This window comes from Streptomyces melanosporofaciens (assembly GCF_900105695.1).
GTDB lineage: Bacteria > Actinomycetota > Actinomycetes > Streptomycetales > Streptomycetaceae > Streptomyces > Streptomyces antimycoticus.
The window spans coordinates 324,177-343,229 of sequence record NZ_FNST01000001.1 but is presented as its reverse complement, the minus strand read 5'-3'; the positions used below and the strand labels follow the sequence as shown (position 1 = coordinate 343,229).

Here is a 19,053-nt window from a genome sequence, read left to right as displayed (position 1 = left end):
CCCCGCACCGGGGGGGAGCCCCATCGGGGCTCAGTGGGTGAGGTGATACGTCCGCCCCGGCGCCGTCCGGAACGAGACGACCCCGTCCCGCGTGGTGTGGGCCACGCGTCGGTCGTGGTCGTCGACCACGGTGACCGGATCGCCGCCCCAAGGGCTGGCCAGTGCAAAGCGGTTGCCCTTCTCACTGGTCACGTCCACGTGCCGGACGTCGCCGTGCTTCCGCTCAGCGGAGACGGTGAAGGCGCCCTTGGCGCGCAGCCGTACGAACCTCGCGTCGCGGTCCTCGGGCCACGCGGGGAACACCCGGGTCACTCCCTGGTAGGTCTGCAGCATCATCGAGTCGACCGTCTCCATGGCACCGGACGTCTCCTGCCCGCCACCGGGCTGCCGGACCGTGAGGTTCGGCCGCCACAGCCCCTCGATCACCGTGGTGAACTTCCGGATCAGGTCGTCGGGGTCCCAGCCGGCGCGGGCCGCGATGGTGAACGTCTTGGGGAACCCGTTGACGGACGAGCCGCGCGAGCCCGGCAGGAACGGGTCCACCCACTGGAGGGCGTTGCGCACCAGTTGCAGCAGCCCCGGGTCGCCGCCGATCGCCAGGTTGTCGCTGGGATGGACGACCCCCTCCAGGTTGATGGGCTGGTCGTTCTTGTTGAGCAGCGCGTTGCCCTTGATCGGATTGTTGATCTCGTCGGCGAGCAGGATCACGTCGAGCCCGTCCTTGGTGGCGGTCGGGTACGGCGTCAGCTTGTCCAGCACCTCCTGCCACACGGGCCGTCTTCCGGCATCCACCCCGAGGTCCTTGCTGCCGCTGATCAACGCGGTCAGCACACGGCGGATATAGCCCAGGTCGTAGACGGAGCTGACGTCGTCCCCGCCTTCGTTGACCCCACTGTGCCGGACGACGTACTTCCCCGTGGCCGGGTCCTTCTCCACGAAGTCCAGCCAGAAGTCACCGAGCCCCTTCAGGAACGGGTAGGTCGTCTCGCGGAAGAACTTCTTGTCGCCCGTGTACTCGTACTGCCACAGGAAGGGTAGCGCGGCGAAGGTGGCGTTGGTCTGCTGGTCGCTGGGCAGCTTGGTGTGGTCCTTCACCGGCACCCCGGCCGGGGCCGGGCGGGTCATGTCGAACGGCATGATGCTCCGCTTGAACGTCACCCCCTCGTACCCGGCGGCATGCGTGAGGTTGCGCATGTACGGGATCTCCGAGGCGATCAACTTGTAGTAGAGCCGGGCGAGTTCGGGCCGGTTGGCCGAGTAGACCCCGTAGTACTGAGACTCGGTGTTGTAGTTCAGGTAGTAGTTGTTCTTCAGATTGGAGAAGTCGCCAGTGCGCCAGGGGGCATAGGTGCCGGGCGGGAAGTGGCCCTCGCGGCTCGCCGCCCCCAGGGCGTAGAGGGCGCCGTAGTAGAACTTGTTGAGGGTCGCGTCGCCGGTGTCGATGTACGACTTCAGCCAGAACCGCTTCCACCAGTCGCGGTGTCGGTCCCGTGCGGTGGCCACGTCCCGTGTGCCGAGGCCCGCGACCCGCTCGACGGACCGGTCGGCGAAGACGGACAGGGCGGTCGGATTGGCGTAGCTGCCGTTGCCGTGGACCGAGGTCACCAGGCGCACGGATCGGCCGGGCAGCAGGTCGAAGGAGAGACGGGCCGTGTCGCCCGCGGGCGCGGTGGCGGTGACCGGCGTCGGCGAGCCGACGACCTTCGTCGATGTGGCGGCCTTCGAGACCCAGCCGGTGTCCGTGTCCGTGCCCGTGGCCCGTTTGACCCAGATCTGGCCGTCGCGGGCCACACCGCTGGAGCCGTCGGGCATGGTGACATCGATCCGCAGGGGCAGTCGCTCGGCGTCGTCGTCCGTCCGCAACTCGGTGACCAGCAGGTCCTCCCCGTCGGCCGTCCAGGTACGCGTGTGCACGACCTGCCCGCCCATCGTCTGCGTGCCCTGGGCCTCGGCGGTGCGGATGTCCTGCCGCTGACGGTAGTTCGGGTCCTCGGCGTCCTTCGCCGCCGGTGTACCGGGCCGGTCCTCGGGGCTGTCGACGGGGCTGTCGATCGTGAGCCGGCCGAGATGCAGTTGCCCCTTGGCCGCCTCCCAGAAGTCGGACTTGGCAAGGTAGAGGGTCTGGGCGTGGTCGCGGGCGTCGGAGGTGACGGCCAGGTCGCCGTTGCCGAGAAGCAGCCCCGACGTATAGCCCTTGGTGACCACGGTGTCCAGGGCGGGTGGTGCGGTATAGGCGTCGTCGATGTTCTCGAGCAGGGCGCTGACGTCGGCCCACTCGGCGGCCTGGCCGATGGGGTGGCGGGGTGCGGCCGCCGATACATCGCCCGGCGGGGCGGCGGCGAGCAGGGCGGCGCTGAGTGCGAAGGCGAGCCCTGTGCGGGCATGGCTAACGTGGTTCACGGGCACTCCTCGGGGGTCGAGGCGGGCGGGTGATGGGGTGTCGGGAGCGATGGCGGGCCCGGCGGATCAGAGCGTGACGACCGTCCCGGTACGGCGTGCGTGTTCGGCGGCGAAGACGACGCGGTGGCTGTCCACGCTCTCGCCGATCCCGGAGCGGATCAGCTCGGGACGGCCCTGGTGCAGTGCGTCGACGAAGGAGCGGATCAGGTTCTCGTCGCCGCCCGCGTGGCCCTCGGCGGCGGAGGATCCGTCGAGGGAGGTGTCGACGACGGTGGTGCGTTCGGTCCGGAAGTCGTAGACGCGGATGTGGCGGCCGTCGCCGGTGAGCTGGCCACGGGTGCCGAAGATCTTGGTGTGCCGGTTCTCCAGCGGGGTGAAGGCGGTCATCGTGAAGGAGGCCGTGGCCCCGCCCTCGTATTCGAGGTTGACGACCTGATGGTCCACCGCGTCGTTGTCGCAGGCGTAGACACACCGTCCGTACGAACCCTCGGCGAGTGCCTCGGTGACGGCCTCCTCGGTGAGTGTCCCGGCGGTCATGACCCGGGTGAAGTACCGCTTGGTGCCGCCGTGGCGCAGCCCGTCGCGGTACAGCGTGGTCGCCGAGTACGCGCAGCTGTCCTGCAGCGGGCAGTCCAGGCAGCGGTCGGTGGCCAGGGCGGGGCGGTTCTCCGGGCGGAAGTGGAACAGCCCGCCGAAGGAGGAGGCGCGCACCACTGGGCGGCCGATGACATGGCCGAGCCAGTCGATGTCGTGGCAGGACTTGGCGAGCAGGGTGCACGAGCTCTCGTCGGTGCGGCGCCAGTTGCCGCGGACGAAGGAGTGCGCGAAGTGGTAGGCGCCGATGGGCTCCAGATGCTCGACGCTGACCACCTCGCCGATCTCCGGGAGGAGTTCCTTCACCTTCCGCGTGTAGTGGGTGTACCGCATGACATGGCAGACCGCGACCATCGCCCCGGTGCGCGCGGCGGCCTCGCCGATGGCCACCGACTCGGCCTCGCCGGGCGCGATCGGCTTCTCCAGCAGGATGTCGTAGCCCTGCTCAGCGAAGGCCGCCGTGGGCGCCAGATGGTCGGCGTCGAGCGTGGCGATCAGCACGGCGTCGGCGATACGGCCACGCGCGGTCAGCTCCCGCCAGTCGGCGACGGCGTTCTCGCCCGGGACGCCGTGCCGGCTGGCGAACGGCTCCCGGACCGCGTCGCGCGGCTCGGCAACCGCGACGACCCGGACCCGCTCGGGCCACTGGGCCGCCAACTCGGCGTAGGCGGCGCCGCGCGCGCCCGCGCCCACGACGGCGAGGGTCACCGGCCGGTCCAGCGGCGCGCCGACATGGTCCCGGAGGCTGGTGTGGGTGTGAACGGCTGTGGTCATCCCTTGACTGCTCCCCCTGTGAGGCCCTTGACGAAGTGTTTCTGCAGTACGAGGTAGAAGATGAGGACCGGCAGCGTGGCCAGGAACATCAGGCCGCACATGCCGCCGAAGTCCCGGTGGAACTGGCCGATCGAACGGTAGACCCCGACGGTGACCGTGGTACCTCCGGCCGGTCCGAGGATGATCAATGGGTTGAGGAAGTCGTTCCAGATCCATACGCCCAGGAAGATCAGCACGCTGGCGGTGGCCGGGCGCAGCAGGGGGAAGACGATCCGCCAGAACGTGCCGAACCTGCCCGACCCGTCCATCGCGGCGGCTTCCTCCAGCTCGACGGGGATCGTCCGGACGAACCCGGAGAAGACGAACACCCCGAACGGCACGTAGTAGCCGACGTTTACCAGCACCAGCCCGCCGATCGTCCCCATCAGCTGGGTCGCGTCCAGGACTTCGGTCACCGGGACGAGGATCACCTGCGGCGGGATCATCAGCCCGGCGAGCAGCACCAGCAGGGCGATCCGCCCGAACCTGCTGCGGGTGCGGGCGACGTAGTGCCCGAGCATCGCCGAGACGACGGTCAGGACGACGATGGACAGCAGCGTCACGATGACGCTGTTGATCAGCCCGTTCCAGAACAGCCGGTCGGGGCGGGTCAGGGCCTGGGTGAGGTTGTCGAGCGTCGGTGGGACAGGCGGTGACGCCGGGGAGGCGGTGATGTCCGGCCCGCGCTTGAACACGTTGGCGAGCACGAGATAGAGGGGCAGGAAGAAGGCGCTCGCGACGAGCAATGCCACCAGGGGGCGTATGTACGGCCGCACGGGTTTCACAGGTCGATCTCCCTGCGCTTGAGCACCTGCAGCACCAGCGAGGACACCACGGCGACGATCACCAGCATGAGGATCGCCATGGCCGATGACAGGCCGGTCCTGTTCTCGGTGAAGCCGGTCTGGACGACATTGAAGGCGATCGTCGCGGTGGTCCCCAGGCCCGGGCCGCCCGCGGTGAGCACCTGCACATGGTCGTACGCCTTGAAGCCGGTGATCAGCAGCATCACCGTGTTGAGGGTCATGGCCGGGGCCAGCATCGGCCAGGTGACCTTGCGGAAGCGCAGCCACGGCCCCGCCCCGTCGATGGCCGCGGACTCCAGGAGCTCCTTCGGCACGCTCTGCAGTCCGGCGAGGTAGACGACCGAGCACAATCCGAGCATCTGCCAGGAGATGACGAACCCGATGGTGTAGAGCGCGAGGTCGGGGTCCGACAGCCAGCCCGGCGGGCTCGCGGCGCCCAGCCCCCGCAGCAGGGTGTTGACCAGGCCGTCGTCGGACAGCAGAGCCATCCACACCACGCTCACCACCACCGAGCTGAGCACCACGGGCACGAAGAACACGCCGCGCAGCGCCGTGTAGAGCCGGCCGGGCCGGTCGAGGTCGAGCAGCAGGGCCACCGCGATCCCGCCCACGTTCGGCAGGATGACGATCATGAGCGTCAGGATCGTGGTCACGAGCAGCGAACGCAGAAAGGCGTCGTCCGACAGCAGCATCGCGTAGTTGTGCGCGCCGACGGACTCCGCATCGGGGTGGAAGAGATCGGCGTTGGTGAGGCTGTAGCCGAAGGCGAGCAGGATCGGGGCGAGGACGAAGCAGATGTAGACGAGGAGCCCGGGAGCGGCGAAGACGAGGGGGTAGGACCACCTTGCGCGCCGGCGGACACGGGCGCGGGGCATGGCCGCGGGCGGTGTGCCGGGGGAATGGGTATCAGGCGAGGTGTCGATGAGTGCCATGGATCACCGCCCGTCCGCCTTGGCCCACTCCTGGTCCAGGAGCCGGCCCGCCTGGGCGCCGTCGGTCTTCCCGGCGACGATCTGCTGGGCGATGGCGAACACCTTGTCGCTCACACCGGGCAGCAGTGCGTCGTCGCCGGTCTCCACGGTGAAGGCATTGGCGACCTTGCCGGATCTCAGCACCTTCAGGGTGTCCTGGTAGACCGGGCCCATCGCCGGTGGCTTGTAGCCCTTGATCGCGATGATGGCGGCGTCGGACTTCACCAGGACGTCGTTGTTGGCGGCGTTCTGGTTGAACTCGAGCGCGAAGGTCTTGGCCGCTTCGAGGTTCTTGGCATGAGCGTTCACGATCGGGCCGCCGCCGGTGTACGCGGGGACGACGGTCGTGCCGTCGTCGGTCGGCCAGGCGAAGACGCCGATGTCGAAGGGGAGTGTCTTGGCGTCGGCGGAGGCGGCGAACCATGAACCCATCGGATACATCGCGCCCTTGCCGTCCAGGAACGCCTTCTCGGTCGACGGGTAGTCGCGTGAGAGCCCCGCCTTGTCGATGTATCCCTTCTCCACCAGATCGGCGAACTTCTGGGTGGCCTTCACGAAGACCGGGTCGGAGAACGTCACCTTGTCCGCGCGCCGCTGGGCCAGGAAGTCGGGCTGCTCGCGGTAGACATCGGCCCCGACCAGCGCGATCCACAGGTAGGCGGCAGCGAAGGCGTCCTTGCCGCCACCGCCCACCACGAAGGGGTTGATGCCCTTGGCCTTCAACGCGGCGCCGTCCGCGAGGAGTTCGGCGTAGGTCTTCGGCGGGGCGGTGATGCCCGCCCGCGCGAAGAGCTTCTTGTTGTAGTAGACGAGCGGGGTCGGCTGGGTGTTGTAGGGGAGCTGGTAGATCTTGCCGCCCAGTGGGTTGGAGTGCGGGTACTGGTAGGCGGCCAGCTCCTTCTCGCGCCACGCGTACAGCCGGCCGCTCTCGGCGAAGCCGGACGGTGCGACGGCCTGCATGACGTCGGGGAGTTGGCCGGAGGCGAGGAGCTGCTTGGCGTAGGCGTTCCGCTCGCCCGCACTGGGCGCGACGATCTTCTTGACGTGGATGTCCGGGTGTCTGTCGGTCACCCGCTTGATCGCCTTGTCCCAGTACTCGGGTGTGAGGTTGGGCGTCTCGAAGACGAGGAAGGAGACCTCCTTCGCCCCGCCCGCGGGGCGGCGGATCCGGAGCCGCTGCCCACGGGGGCGCAGGCGGCGATCAGTAGGAGCGCGAGTGCGCCGGGACAGCGTGCCTTTCTCATGGTTCTCCCAGGTGGACCAGGGGGTCGGGGACCCGTGGATGCGGCACTGTATTATTAAATCTTGGAGGGTTTAATAATTCACGCCATCTTCTAGCATTGCTGCCTACGGTGCGGCAAGGGCAACCGCACCATGAGAACGGGGAGTTGCGTGGCAAAGCTGTCGGGCGGGGATCCGTCGTTGCTGCGTCGTCTCAACATCGCGGCCGTCCTGCGCACGTTGTACGACGCCGACGAGCCGACCCTCACCGAACTGGTGAAGTGGAGCGAGGTCTCCCGGGCCACCGTGGAGGAGATCATCGCCGACCTGGAGCACCAGGGGCTCGCCGAAGAGGTGAGGCTCCCGCCCGACGCGCCGCGCCGCGTGGGCCGGCCGGCCAAGCGCTACCGGTTCCGGCAGGACGCCGGGCATGTGGCGGGGCTGGACGTCGGCCCGCACAAGGTGCTGTGCCTCGTCGCGGATCTGCGGGGCGAGATCGTGGCCAGTGCCCGGGCGGACGTGGGACCACACATGAGCGCGGCCGAACGGCTGGACGTGGCCCGCGACATGGTCGAGCGGGCCACCGAGGGCCACGACGAGCTGCGCGCCCTGGGCGTGGGGACCACCGGTGTCATCTCAGCGGGCAAGGTGGTGCGCAGCGAGCGGCTCCCGGACTGGCAAGGACTCGATCTGGCCGCCAAGTTGGGCGCCGGACGCCCCTATCCGGTGCTGGCCGGCAACGACACCAAGCTCGCGGCGCTGGCCGAGCATTGGCGCGGAGCGGCGCGGGACGTCGACGACGTCGTCTACCTCCTGGTCGGGCGGAGCATCTCGCTCGGACTGCTGATCGGCGGGAAGCTGCACCTCGGCCACAACGGTGGCGCGGGCGAGATCGGCGTACTGCGCGACCTCGGCTGGTACACGGCGCTCGACCGGATGCCAGCGTTCGGCGAGGACGACCCGGACGCCGCCTCGGACGGAGAGGCCGCCAAGCGGGTCTTCGACGCGGTACGGTGCGGCGACCCACGGGCGGAGGCGGTCGTGACGGCGTTCGTGGCCGACCTCGCCACCGGCGTCGCGGCCACCGTGCTGACCGTGGATCCGCAGCTCGTGGTGATCGGTGGCGGACTGTCCCAGGCGGGGGCCCTGCTGGCCGAGCCGCTCCACGCGGAACTGAACCGGCTGTGCCTGTTCCCCGTACAGGTCGAGGCGTCGGTACTGGGCGACGAGTCGGTGGCACTGGGCGCGGTACGGCTGGCACTTGACCGGGTCCAGGCGGAGCTCTTCGACGTGGCGGAGGCGGCGGGCGGGCAGGCGCCGGACCGTGCCTAGGTGTGTTGTCCCGACACGTTGGTGACGGGCGACGCGCCGTGAGGGGTGCTTGAACGGGGCGAGGGCCTTCTGGTTTCGGTGGAGATTGCCACACCTACCGCCGATGCCCAGGAGGCCCTCGTTGATCCACCGTAACGCCCCGCTGACCCCAACCGGCAGGCTGCGCCTGGCCCGGTGCGTCGTGGACGACGACTGGCCGCTACGACGGGCCGCTGAACGCTTCCAGGTCAGCCACACCACCGCCGCCCGCTGGGCCCGCCGCTACCGCCACCACGGGCGGCAGGCATGACCGACCGCTCCAGCCGCCCCCACCACTCCCCCACCGGACACCCGCCACGTGGAAGAACAGGTTCTACGGATGCGCCGTGAACACCACATCGGCCCACTGCGGCCGGCCGCCCGTGCCGCCGTCGCCGCCTCCACCGTCCACCGCATCCTCCAACGCCACGGCCAGCCACCACTTGCCGCCTGCGACCCGGGCCACCGGCGAACCCGTCCGCCGCTACGAACGCTCCCAACCAGCCGAACTGGTCCACATCGACGTCAAGAAACTCGGCCGCATCCTCGACGGCGGCGGCCACAAAGTCCTCGGCCGCGCAGCCGGCCGGGCCAACCAGGACCGCCGCAACGGCACCGGCTACGCCTACCCGCACACCGCCCTGGACGACCACTCCCGCCTGGCCTACACCGAGAACCTGTCCGACGAGAAAGCCGCCACCTGCGCGGCCTTCCTGCGACGGGCCACCGACTGGTTCGCCGCACGCGGCGTGACCGTCGCACGGCTACTGACCGACAACGCCTGGGCCTGCACCAAGAACACCTGGCGCGACACATGCCGCGACCTGGGCATCAGGCCCCGCTGGACACGCCCCTGGCGCCCGCAGGCCAACGGCAAAGTCGAACGCTTCCACCGGACCCTGCTGGACGAGTGGGCCTATCAGCGGCCCTACACCTCTCGGGAAACGCAGCCTGGCGTTCGGTGTCCTAGCTGTTGCTGGCCATGAGGTTGTTGACGTTGCGCGGCAGGCGTGATGGCGCGGCTTCAGGCAGGTGATACAAGCGATGCGAGTCCGGCTTCTCCCTCACGGGTGATGTCGACGCTGCGTGGGACTTTGTTCCGGACGATCCACCCGAGGTCGAAGAGCCGGTCGGTGATCGCGGTGCCGAGCGGGCCGGCGAGGTGGTGGGCTTGCTCGGTCCAGTCGATGCAGTAGCGCAGCGGTCGAATGGTCGAAAGCACCCTGGGCGCGATGTCCCACGCTTCAAATGCTCGCGCTCCACTGGACGTGAGCCGGTACTGATCACCCTTGCTCGATGAGGAGAGTCTGTCGCCGGTGACCTCTGGGCGGTGGAGCCCGTCTCCGCCGATGATCCAGCCTGCCCCGATGAACCGTTGGAAGAGATCGACCCCGGCCTGCCCGGCGAGGTGGCGGTAGCAGGTCCGGGCGGTCCGCACCGCGTGCGCGCGGGTGTGGGCACGCAGCGAGGTGATCGGGGTTCGAGGTGCGAGCCTGGCAAGGGCTTCGAGGACTCCTTCGACCTCACTGGTCGTGAGGCGGTAGTAGCGGTGGCGGCCCTGCTGCTCGACGGTCACCAGGTCGTGGTTCAGCAGCACTGTCAGGTGGTTGCTGATCGTGGATGCGGACACGCCTGCCTCCTCCGCGAGACGTCCGGCCGGGAGCGCGCGGCCGTCGGCCAATGCCATCAGCACGTGAGCGCGCCGGGGATCGGCGAAGGCCGAGGCGACACCGGCGATGTCCGGCTCACCTCGTGTCGTCCCATCCTGGCTCATGCCTCGATGCTACGCGCGGAGTGCTTCGACGGCCGCTGAAACGTCCCGGACCGAGGATCAAGAACATGACACCGAATGACTCCCGATGGCCGCTGACCCTCGCGCTGTGCGGCGGATACTTCCTCGTCCTGCTCGACGTGACCGTCGTCAACGTCGCGCTCCCTCAGATCGGCGCTGAGCTGCACGCTGAGAGCACCGGGCTGGCATGGACCGTGGACGCCTACTCGGTGCCCCTGGCGGCGCTCCTGCTGGCATCCGGGGCGATCGGCGACCTCATCGGCCACCGCAGAGTCGTCCTGCTCGGCATGGTCGGCTTCGGCGCGGCTTCCGTGCTGTGCGCCCTCGCCACGACGATCGGCGTGCTTGTCGTAGCCCGCGCGGTCCAGGGCATCGGCGCGGCGCTGATGCTGCCCGGCACTCTGGCCCTCCTCGTCGACAACAACCCCGACGAGACCTCCAGGAACCGTCTCGTCGGGGTATGGGCCGCCATCGGCGGTGCCGCCCTCCCAGCAGGCCCCGTCATCGGCGGGCTCTTGGTCCAGGCAGCGGGGTGGCGAGCCGTGTTCTGGTTGTCCGTCCCGGTGATCGCCCTCGCACTGGTGCCGGTCGTGCAGCTGCGGCGGTCTCACCCGCAGCAGGGGTCGGAGCGGAAGGTGGACTGGATCGGCGCTGCGCTGCTCGTGATCGCGCTGACCTGTCTGGTCACCGCGATCATCCAGGCCCCGGCGTCGCTCGTCCTGGCGGCGGCGCTCGCCGCCGCCGCCGTCTTCGCGCTGCTCGGCTTTCTCGCCGTCGAACGGCGGGGGCGCAACCCACTCCTGCCCGTACCCCGTGAGGCGCGACACTCACTCGGGCTCGCGTCACTGGTGGCAGGTCTGATGAACCTGTGCGCGCTGGGCGGGCTGTTCCTGCTGACCCAGGTGTTCCAGGACGTGCACGGGCTGGAGCCCCTTGCGGCAGGTCTGCTGACGCTCCCGGCGATGCTGCCGCTCCCGCTCCTTGGCGCGCCCGCCGGGCGGCTCGCGAATCGCCTCGGGGTGTGGCGCACCGCCGCACTGGGCTTGGTCGTCGCCGCTGCTGGAATGGCAGGCATCGCCGCCACCCTCACCAACACCGGGATCAGCTACGTCGCCCTAGCGTTCTTCCTCGCGCTGTGGGGCACCGGCCTCGGCGTCCTCACCCCGGCGATCGTCTCGGCGGCGCTGAAGGCGACACCCTGCGCGCCCGGCCTCGCCTCCGGCGCGAGCAACACCGCCCGACAGACCGGCGGCGCACTCGGTATCGCAATCTTCGCAGCGGTCGCCGGCGCGGTGACCTCGCCAGGCTTCAGCTCGCAATCGGCCGCGCTGTTCATCGGTGCCGCTGTCGTATTCGTGCTCGCCGGTCTGCTCTGCTTCGGAATCGCGGTCAGTCAATGCGCTCGACTTTCATGACCCACCGCAACAGCCCCCTGACCTCAGAAGGTCGAAAGCGGCTGATCGAGCGTTGCCACACGCGTCCGATCGCGCACGTGGCCGCTGAGACGGGCATCTCCCGCGCGACCGCGTCGAAGTGGGTGAGCCGTTACAAGCAGTTCGGCGATCTCGGCCTCCTCGACCGTTCCTCAGCACCGGTCCGGCAGCCGACCGCCACACCAGGGCGTCTCGTGGAGCGGATCGAGTCGATGCGGCGTGAGCACAAGTGGTCGGCATCCCGCATCGTCTTCGAGTTCGAACAAGATGGGATCTCGATCAGCCGTCGAACGGTTACGCCTCTGCTCGCACAGCTCGGCTTGGACCGTCGAAAATTCATCGACCCCAACGGTGAGGTCAACCGCGAGCCGCAGAAAATCACTGCTCGCCGTCCCGGGCACATGGTCCACATCGATGTGAGGAAAGTCGGTCGCATCCCCGACGGCGGCGGGTGGCGTGCCCATGGTCGCGGAACTGACCGGGACAAGGCTGTCGCCCGCACCAAGAAGCGCGGCACACGGACCGGATACGTCTACCTCCACTCCGCAATCGATGGCTACTCGCGCTTCGCCTACACCGAAGCTTCCCGACGAGAAGGCAGTCACCGCGATCGCCTTCATGCACCGCGCCCACGTCTGGTTCGCAGCCCACGGCATCACGCGCGTCGAGCGAATCGTCACCGACAACCGAGCCTGCTATCGCGCCGACGCATATGCCCGGGCGCTGCTCGGCTCGCGCCATCCAGCGTCACGGCTGCCGACCGGCGTAAGCAAGGTCCTGGCCTCCCACAGCTAGGGCTGTTGGTCCACAGCATCCTCGGCGATGACCACGTCATGGCCTCCTCCGCCCTGTTGATGAATCTTCACGGATTACTCAGGGCTGCGGCTCTCTTCGTGCCGACACTGCTCTCGATACGCACCGGACTCTCCCACGCCGTGACGCATGGCGGCTCTGGTCGCTCTGGCGCGAGCTGGTGGCTGCCGTCCCCGAGGTCACCCTCACAACTCCCCGTGGGAGGTGCACGGAGCTGCTCTTCCCTCCTGTCCCCCACGACGTGTTGGCCTACCGCAAGGTGATCGAGATCCGGGACGCCCTTCTCGAACTCGGCCACTACATACCGCCGTACGCGTCCGAAACGTCGGGCGTCGAGACACGCCGGACCGCGGTCTCCGGATCCGCCGCCGACATCGGGCGCCTCTCAGCCCGGGTCGAGGAAGCGCTGGCCGCCAAACTGAACGGGGGCCTCGGTATCGGCGCTCGGAGGCAGACTTCGTCACCGCCTGCGAGGACCTCAGCGGCGAGAGGGACTTCCTCGTCGCCTTGTCCCAGGCATACGGGTCGCGTGCCGCGCGGGTGCCGACCGCGGCCTCCGGCCGGCTCTGAGGGAACGGCACCCTCACCGCGTACCGCTCCGCGCGGCGGCCCTTTGCCTCGCGGGCGCGAGAGGCGCGCCCGCCCGGTCGCGCACCTCGTCCGGAACGCCCGCTGGAGGCCGGACCTCCAGAACCCCCTACGGTCCGTAGTGGCCCCGTGCCCGGTGGGGGGGTACTCACACCGGGCGGCTCTTCTCGCGCGAGCCTGAGATCGTTCACCGTCGTCGCCGTACAAGGGTGTACCGCCAGAACAACCGACGCCGCTCTCGCGCCCCTGGAAGGATCTCGCGTGCTTCCCGATTTCGCCGAACGCCATGTCCGCCGGCCGGGTACGTGCCGTCATGGAGACCGGTCGGGGCGCGGGGCGGCCCCTGTTCTTCAACCACCCCACGACGGCATTGGCCGGACTGTCGAGGGCCGCCAAGATGTGGTCCACAGGAGCCTGGGCACGGTACAGGCCGACGACCACCACGGTCCCTCCCGGCGCCAGACGGCGGCGGAAGCAGGTGAGTACCTGGGCGAAGCGCGGGTGGTGGATCGTGGCGACACAGCTGATGGCGTCGTAGGGACCGTCGGGGAGGCCGGTCACCGCGTCGGCGACGGTGAAGATCACAGGGAGCGTGTCAGGGGTCAGGGGTCAGTGCTCGAGCCCGTGCCGTGATCATCGGATCGGCGTCGACACCTTCCACTGTGGCCGCGCGCTCGGCCAGGAGCCTCGCCAGGTCGCCGCTGCCAGACCCGGCGTCCAGCGCCCGGTCGAGTCGTCTCGGCAACTGCGGATGAAGATGCTGTCGCCCCGCCTCCTTGAGGCCCTTGAGCGGTTCAACGCGACCTACCCCTGGGACCACAACGCTCACTACCACCGCTGGATCCTGCGGGTCCAGGATCCGTCTTCTGACGGGCCCGCTGAGGCAGGAGGGGTTGGATGTCGGTCACCACGCTCGGCAGGCGTCGGGGTTGCCCACGTCACCGGGTTCGCGCGCACATGCCGTCACCGCCGACCGGGCCCTGCGGCACCACGAACCGCAGCCCGTCGACGGACGCGAGCAGGCCGTCGCCCCAGTGCTCCACGATCGGCACCCGCCCCTGGGCTTCGATCAGCTTCGCGTTCGCCGCGGCGATGGTGTCGGCGCGCAGGTAGTACTGGTCGACGTGGACCAGCCGGGCCCGGGTGAGTGCCTCGTCGTCCGCGTCGATGACGGGGGTGTAGCCGATGTCGCACGCCTCGCTCACCAGCAGCGCGACCAGGGATGTCTTCAGGTTCTCCATCCGGGTACGGCCGTCCCCGAGGTGCACGAAGGCGTCCAGGAACCCGGTCCAGGAGTCGACCTCGAACAACAGGTCCGGCAGGTCGATCTTCGGGAGCATCTTCGCGGTGGTCTTGCGCAGCCACTTCAAGGACTCGCTCTCGCCGAGCGCGCCGAGCCTGTCGACGTTCAGCTTCAACCGGCCGTTGGGCTGGACCTCGAAGCTGAGCTTCGCGTCCTGCCCGGCCTCCTCCAGTCGTTCGGCCATCAGCTGCCAAGCCGCGTCCAAGGCCCGCACCCGCCCGGCCAGGTGTTCGGCGACCGGCTCGTCCAGGCTCAGGCCGTGCAGTACGTCCTCGGAGACGGCCTCCCACTGCTTGCCGTCCAGTAGCCGCGCCCGCGGGTCCGCCCACCGGTTCGACGGCGAGGCGAACACGTCGCGCCGGTTCAGCGCGGAACAGCTGCTCCAGCACGCACACCGCATACGCTCGCGGTCCACCGCGCCCTCGGGCAGGTCCGGGTTGGAGTACACTGCCTTCTTCCAGGCCGCCGGCACCAGCTTGGCGTCGATCTCACGCGGCAGCAGCGGCTTGGCCTTCACCTTCCGCCGGGCCAGTACCGGGAGGCGCTTCACCGCCTCCAGAATCCGCTTGCCGCCGGAGGCCGCCCCCAGCGCGGGCGACTCCCCGAGCAGCGACAGGAAGGGGCGAACGGTGTTGTAGCGGGTGGCCAGCAGGCGTCGCATCTCCGCCTCCGCCTCCTCGTCCGCGGGCCCGATCAGCTCTCCCAGCAGCGCCGAGGCAGCCATCACCTCCTCGCGCGGCCCGATCTCCGTCTCCAGCGCCCGCCACATCGCACTCGCGTCGAGATCGGTGCCGCTCTCGGTGATCAGGTCCAACTCGCTCCACAGCCGGCCGTCGAGCATCCGCGACGCCTTCGCCATGCGAGGCCGGGCCGCGAGCCAGTCCCGGTCTGTCGCCCGCCGCGCGGCGCTGATCAGCTTCACCTGCATCAGCACCGAGAACAGATCCAGCGCGTCGTCTATCGCGGACGCCTCCAGGTGCCGCGGTCAGTAGCGAGGTGCGCTTCGGCTCCGGGGTGCGCCCCAGGATCGGCGCCTTCGACCCCAGGCCGACCCGTGCCAGCGTCGCCAGCCGGTTCGGCGGCACCTTGTCCAGCTGCACCCGGCCCAAACGGAACGCCGAGATCTCATCCACCCGCTCCGACGCCTTCGCCAGGCTCGCGCCCGTCGTCCGCGTCGGCGGCCGGCGCAGCCGCTCCAACTCCGAGATCCGCCGCCCCTCCGGCACGCCGAGCAGCGCCACCAGGTCGGCCGACAACGACGCGTCGCACGCCACCGTCGCGTACAGCCGCTTCTCCGCGACCTGCCGCACGGAGGCGACCTGCTTGGCCAGCACGGTCACGCCCGGCAACAGCACCCGGTGGCGCCGCCTACCGGCCCACGAAGAGAGCCGAGTACGTGCACATCGACGCCCTGTTCGGGGAGAGCGGCCGCAACGTCATCGACTTCGACCTGATCGAGTCCCAGTTCCGGCACCTGATGCGGGTGGCGATCTCGGTGCGCGAGGGCGTCATCTCCTCCACCCTGCTGCTGCGGCGCCTGCGGGCCGGGTCACGCAAGAACGCGACCTACACCGCCTTCCGCGAGGTCGGCCGCGTCATCCGCACCGTCCGGCTGCTGCGCTACCTCTCGGACGCCCCGCTGCGCCGGCGGGTGACCGCCGCGACGAACAAGGTCGAGGCATTCAACGGCTTCTCCCAGTGGATCGGCTTCGGCAACGGCGGCGTCATCACCGACAACGATCCCGTCGAGCAGGAGAAGACCGCGAAATTCACCGCGCTGCTCACCAACGCGGTGATCTTCCACAACGCGCTGGACATCGCCGAGATCGTGCGCCAGCTCCAAGAGGAGGGCTGGGAGATCGACCCCGAGGACCTGGCCCACATCTCGCCGTACCTGACCGAGCACACCCGCCGCTTCGGCGAATACTTTACCCACGAACTCGGCATCCAGCCCGAGGCGTACGACCCGCACCTGGACGTCGACTTCAGCCCGTCGCGCGGCGACGACCCCGGCACGGACGGATACGGCCAAGCGGCCTGATTCCGCCCCTGCCGGGGCCCACAGCCCGCCCCTAAAACGTAGGACAGCTTCTCAGCTTGTCCTACCTTCCAAGCGTGGGTTTGAGCCGGTCATTCGTAAGATCGGCGGACCCAGGGGTTCTGGGTATGGCTGTGAGCTTGTCGCCGTTGGATGGCTCAAAGAACTTGGCCGCCCGGAGCCCCGCGACGACTCGACCGCTAATTGGGATACGCGACTCGATCGCTGTGTAGGACAACGTCGGCGAGGTCGTCTGCGGGATCGATGTGTGACGACGAGCTGGCGGAGGTGACCCGTGCCCCAGATCTGGGCCGGAGTGGACATCGGCAAGGAACACCACCACTGTGTAGTGGTCGACGAACGCGGCGAACGCCTCCTTTCACGCCGAGTCTTCAACGACGAACCGGCCCTGCTGGAACTGATCGCAGACGTACTCGCGCTCTCCGAGGACGCCCTGTGGGCGGTGGACATCAACCACGGTGGGGCCGCCCTGCTCATCGGCCTCCTGCTCAGCCACGACCAGCCGATGGTCTACATCACCGGCCTGGCCGTGCACCAGGCGTCGACGGCCTACCGCGGCCAGGGCAAGACCGACGAGAAGGACGCGTTCGTCATCGCCGACCAGGCACGCATGCGCCAGGACCTTGGTCTCCTGCGGCCCGGCGACGAGATAGCCGTCGACCTGCGCACCCTAACCGCCCGCCGCCTCGACCTGGTCAACGACCGCACCCGTCAGACCAACCGGCTGCGGGCCCAACTTCTGGAGTTCTTCCCAGCGTTGGAGCGCGCGCTGAACCTGAGCAAGAAGGGTCCGGTCGTCCTGCTGACCGGCTACCAGGTGCCGGCCGCGATCCGTCGCAGCGGCGCCAGGCGGATCGGAACCTGGCTGAAGAATCGCAAGGTGAAGAACGCCGTCGCGCTCGCCGAGACAGCTGTCGAGGCGGCCAGGGCCCAGCACACCGCCCTGCCGGGAGAGACCCTCGCGGCCGCCATGGTCGCCCGCATCGCCAAGGGTGTGCTGGCCCTCGACGAGGAGATCGCCGAACTCGACGCGCTCATCGAGGCCCGGTTCAACGAGCACCGACACGCAACGGTGATCCGGAGCCTGCCCGGCATGGGCGCCCTCCTCGGTGCCGAGTTCATCGCCGCCACCGGTGGCGACCTGGAGGCTTTCGGCACGGCCGACCGCCTCGCGTCCTTCGCCGGCCTCTCACCCGTGCCGCGGGACTCCGGCCGCGTCAGCGGCAACATGCGTCGCCCGCGCCGCTACCACCGCGGCCTACTCCGTGCCTTCTACCTCTCCGCGATGGCCAGCCTGAGAACCTGCTCCGCCTCCCAGGCTTACTACGGGCGCAAGCGGAACGAGGGCAAGGGACACAAACAGGCCCTGCTGGCTTTGGCCCGTCGACGGGCCAACGTCTTGTGGGCCATGCTCCGCGACGGAGCGTGCTACCAGGTACTACCAACCGTCACGGCGGCGGCTTGACATCGTCATTGGGAAGTCCTTTGACCTCCGTCAGCGCCGTGAGTGCCGGGCCGTTGGATCCACTCCATCTGGCTGAACCAGTGTCTGTTGCCCTGGTTGGCGCCGCCCCTGACGCCATGATGGGCCGCTATGAGTACCGATATGTCTCGCACCGTAGTGCTATTCCGCCATTCGAAGCCGACTCCTCGTTCGAGGGCGGTGATCACCAGCGTCCGCTCGCCGAGCGCGACCGTCGTTTTGCCGGTAACCCGGGAGACGGACAGGACCATCCCCTGGGCGCGGGCTTCGCAGGGGGTGCCACGGACAGTCAGCGGAACAGGCGGAAGAACCCGCGCACCTGCTTGACCAGCGACTCCGGCTGCTCCAGCGCGGCGAAGTGGCCACCATGCGGCAGCTCCTCGAACCAGCGCAGGTCGGTGAACCGCAGCTCGGCCTCCCGCCTCGACGGGCGGGTTATGTCGCGCGGGTAGACCGACAGCCCGGATGGCGCGGTCACCTTGTCCCGGAAGTTGGCGAAGCTCTCCCAGTACAGGCGCGCCGACGACGTGGCCGACGCGGTGAACCAATAGACCGAGATCTCGTCGAGGATCGTCTGCCGCGACAACGCGTCCTCGGGATGGCCGTCGTTGTCCGTCCACGCCCAGAACTTCTCGGCGATCCAGGCGGCCTGCCCCGCCGGGGAGTCGGTGAGGCCGTAGCCGAGCGTCTGCGGCCGGGTCGCCTGGATCGCCGAGTACCCCCGGCCGGTGCGCTGCATCTCGTTCTCGGCCTCGAGGTTCGCCAGCTCCGCGGGCGTCGGGTCGTCGAACGTGCCCGCCGCCACGGATCCCAGGTTCAGGTGCACGCCGGCGACCCGCTCGGGCGCCACCTCGCCCAGCGCCGCGGACACCGCCGAACCCCAGTCACCGCCCTGCGCGCCGTACCGTTCGTAACCCAGCGAGACCATCAACGTGTCCCAGGCGCGCGCGGTGCGAGTGATGCCCCACCCGGTCGTCGACGGCTTGTCACTCCAGCCGTACCCGGGCAACGACGGCGCGACCACGTGGAACGCGTCCGCCGGGTCACCGCCGTGCGCGCGCGGGTCGGTCAGCGGGCCGAGGACCTCCAGGAACTCGAGCACCGAACCCGGCCACCCGTGCGTGAGCACGAGCGGGAACGCGTTCGGCTCCGGCGAGCGGACGTGCAGGAAGTGGATGCCCAGCCCGTCGATCGTGTCGCGGTACTGCGGGAACACGTTCAGCCGCTCGGCGAACCCGAAGTCGTAGTCCTCGGCCCAGCTGCGGCAAAGCTCCTGCGCATACGCCAGCGGCAAACCCTGTGACCAGTCGTCCACCGGCTCGCACTCGGGCCACCGTGTCCGTCGCAATCGTGTCCGCAGGTCCGCGATCTCGGCTTCGGTGATGCTCACCTCGAATGGCTCGGCGGACATGGCAAGGCTCCTTACC

General features: G+C 69.2%; 12 protein-coding genes and 5 pseudogenes. 8 read left to right on the top strand and 9 right to left on the bottom strand.

Annotated features, from left to right (window positions below; all coding sequences use genetic code 11):
* Nucleotides 1-30: 30 nt before the first annotated feature.
* The 5 genes from BLV72_RS01700 to BLV72_RS01680 all read right to left on the bottom strand — a co-directional run bounded on the left by BLV72_RS01700 (nt 31) and on the right by BLV72_RS01680 (nt 6,655).
* Nucleotides 31-2,400 (bottom strand): glycosyl hydrolase family 95 catalytic domain-containing protein, encoded by a 2,370-nt coding sequence (locus BLV72_RS01700; RefSeq protein WP_093459760.1) that lies wholly within the window; start codon nt 2,398-2,400, stop codon nt 31-33.
* Between the two features lie 66 nt (nt 2,401-2,466).
* Complete coding sequence (locus tag BLV72_RS01695) at nt 2,467-3,768, bottom strand: Gfo/Idh/MocA family protein (protein WP_093459759.1); 1,302 nt, start codon at nt 3,766-3,768, stop codon at nt 2,467-2,469.
* On the bottom strand, nt 3,765-4,592 hold the full coding sequence (locus BLV72_RS01690) for a carbohydrate ABC transporter permease (protein ID WP_093459757.1): 828 nt from the start codon (nt 4,590-4,592) through the stop codon (nt 3,765-3,767). The genes BLV72_RS01695 and BLV72_RS01690 overlap by 4 nt, the downstream gene beginning before the upstream one ends.
* Entirely contained in the window at nt 4,589-5,488 is a 900-nt protein-coding gene (locus BLV72_RS01685; protein WP_244320550.1) for a carbohydrate ABC transporter permease, read from the bottom strand. The genes BLV72_RS01690 and BLV72_RS01685 overlap by 4 nt, the downstream gene beginning before the upstream one ends.
* 60 nt (nt 5,489-5,548) lie before the next feature.
* Nucleotides 5,549-6,655, bottom strand: a complete 1,107-nt coding sequence (locus tag BLV72_RS01680; RefSeq protein ID WP_208905463.1) for an extracellular solute-binding protein — start codon at nt 6,653-6,655, stop codon at nt 5,549-5,551.
* Nucleotides 6,656-6,976: 321 nt separating this feature from the next.
* Between BLV72_RS01680 and BLV72_RS48595 the strand changes: the two genes are divergently transcribed.
* Both BLV72_RS48595 and BLV72_RS01665 read left to right on the top strand, forming a co-directional pair.
* Nucleotides 6,977-8,137, top strand: a complete 1,161-nt coding sequence (locus BLV72_RS48595; protein ID WP_208905461.1) for an ROK family transcriptional regulator — start codon at nt 6,977-6,979, stop codon at nt 8,135-8,137.
* Nucleotides 8,138-8,258: 121 nt separating this feature from the next.
* Nucleotides 8,259-9,093: pseudogene (locus BLV72_RS01665) on the top strand (IS481 family transposase); the annotation flags it as partial.
* Nucleotides 9,094-9,179: 86 nt separating this feature from the next.
* On the opposite strand, the gene BLV72_RS01660 reads toward BLV72_RS01665, so the two are convergent.
* Nucleotides 9,180-9,929, bottom strand: a complete 750-nt coding sequence (locus BLV72_RS01660; RefSeq protein ID WP_093459754.1) for an ArsR/SmtB family transcription factor — start codon at nt 9,927-9,929, stop codon at nt 9,180-9,182.
* Between BLV72_RS01660 and BLV72_RS01655 the strand changes: the two genes are divergently transcribed.
* The 3 genes and pseudogenes from BLV72_RS01655 to BLV72_RS51790 all read left to right on the top strand — a co-directional run bounded on the left by BLV72_RS01655 (nt 9,836) and on the right by BLV72_RS51790 (nt 12,962).
* Entirely contained in the window at nt 9,836-11,362 is a 1,527-nt protein-coding gene (locus tag BLV72_RS01655; protein ID WP_342030636.1) for an MFS transporter, read from the top strand. The two genes, BLV72_RS01660 and BLV72_RS01655, sit on opposite strands and share 94 nt — an antisense overlap.
* Nucleotides 11,359-12,121 (top strand): annotated as a pseudogene (locus tag BLV72_RS01650) (helix-turn-helix domain-containing protein); the annotation flags it as partial. The gene BLV72_RS01655 and the pseudogene BLV72_RS01650, both read left to right, overlap by 4 nt.
* A 127-nt stretch (nt 12,122-12,248) precedes the next feature.
* The gene (locus BLV72_RS51790) at nt 12,249-12,962 is read left to right on the top strand and encodes a DUF6545 domain-containing protein (protein WP_425288346.1); all 714 of its coding nucleotides are present in this window, start codon (nt 12,249-12,251) and stop codon (nt 12,960-12,962) included.
* A gap of 6 nt (nt 12,963-12,968) precedes the next feature.
* Here the strand turns inward: BLV72_RS51790 and BLV72_RS51785 are convergent.
* Nucleotides 12,969-13,529, bottom strand: a pseudogene (locus BLV72_RS51785) (class I SAM-dependent methyltransferase); the annotation flags it as partial.
* A 3-nt stretch (nt 13,530-13,532) separates the two neighbouring features.
* Between BLV72_RS51785 and BLV72_RS49315 the strand changes: the two are divergent.
* A pseudogene (locus BLV72_RS49315) lies at nt 13,533-13,631 on the top strand (SAM-dependent methyltransferase); the annotation flags it as partial.
* Nucleotides 13,632-13,764: 133 nt separating this feature from the next.
* On the opposite strand, the pseudogene BLV72_RS01645 reads toward BLV72_RS49315, so the two are convergent.
* Nucleotides 13,765-15,451 (bottom strand): annotated as a pseudogene (locus tag BLV72_RS01645) (Tn3 family transposase); the annotation flags it as partial.
* A 29-nt stretch (nt 15,452-15,480) separates the two neighbouring features.
* Here BLV72_RS01645 and BLV72_RS01640 point away from each other — a divergent pair.
* Entirely contained in the window at nt 15,481-16,125 is a 645-nt protein-coding gene (locus BLV72_RS01640; protein WP_093459751.1) for a Tn3 family transposase, read from the top strand.
* A 292-nt stretch (nt 16,126-16,417) separates the two neighbouring features.
* Nucleotides 16,418-17,608, top strand: a complete 1,191-nt coding sequence (locus tag BLV72_RS01635) for an IS110 family RNA-guided transposase (protein ID WP_093459750.1) — start codon at nt 16,418-16,420, stop codon at nt 17,606-17,608.
* Nucleotides 17,609-17,915: 307 nt separating this feature from the next.
* Here the strand turns inward: BLV72_RS01635 and BLV72_RS01630 are convergent, their stop codons facing one another.
* Complete coding sequence (locus BLV72_RS01630; RefSeq protein WP_093459748.1) at nt 17,916-19,037, bottom strand: epoxide hydrolase family protein; 1,122 nt, start codon at nt 19,035-19,037, stop codon at nt 17,916-17,918.
* Nucleotides 19,038-19,053: the final 16 nt, after the last annotated feature.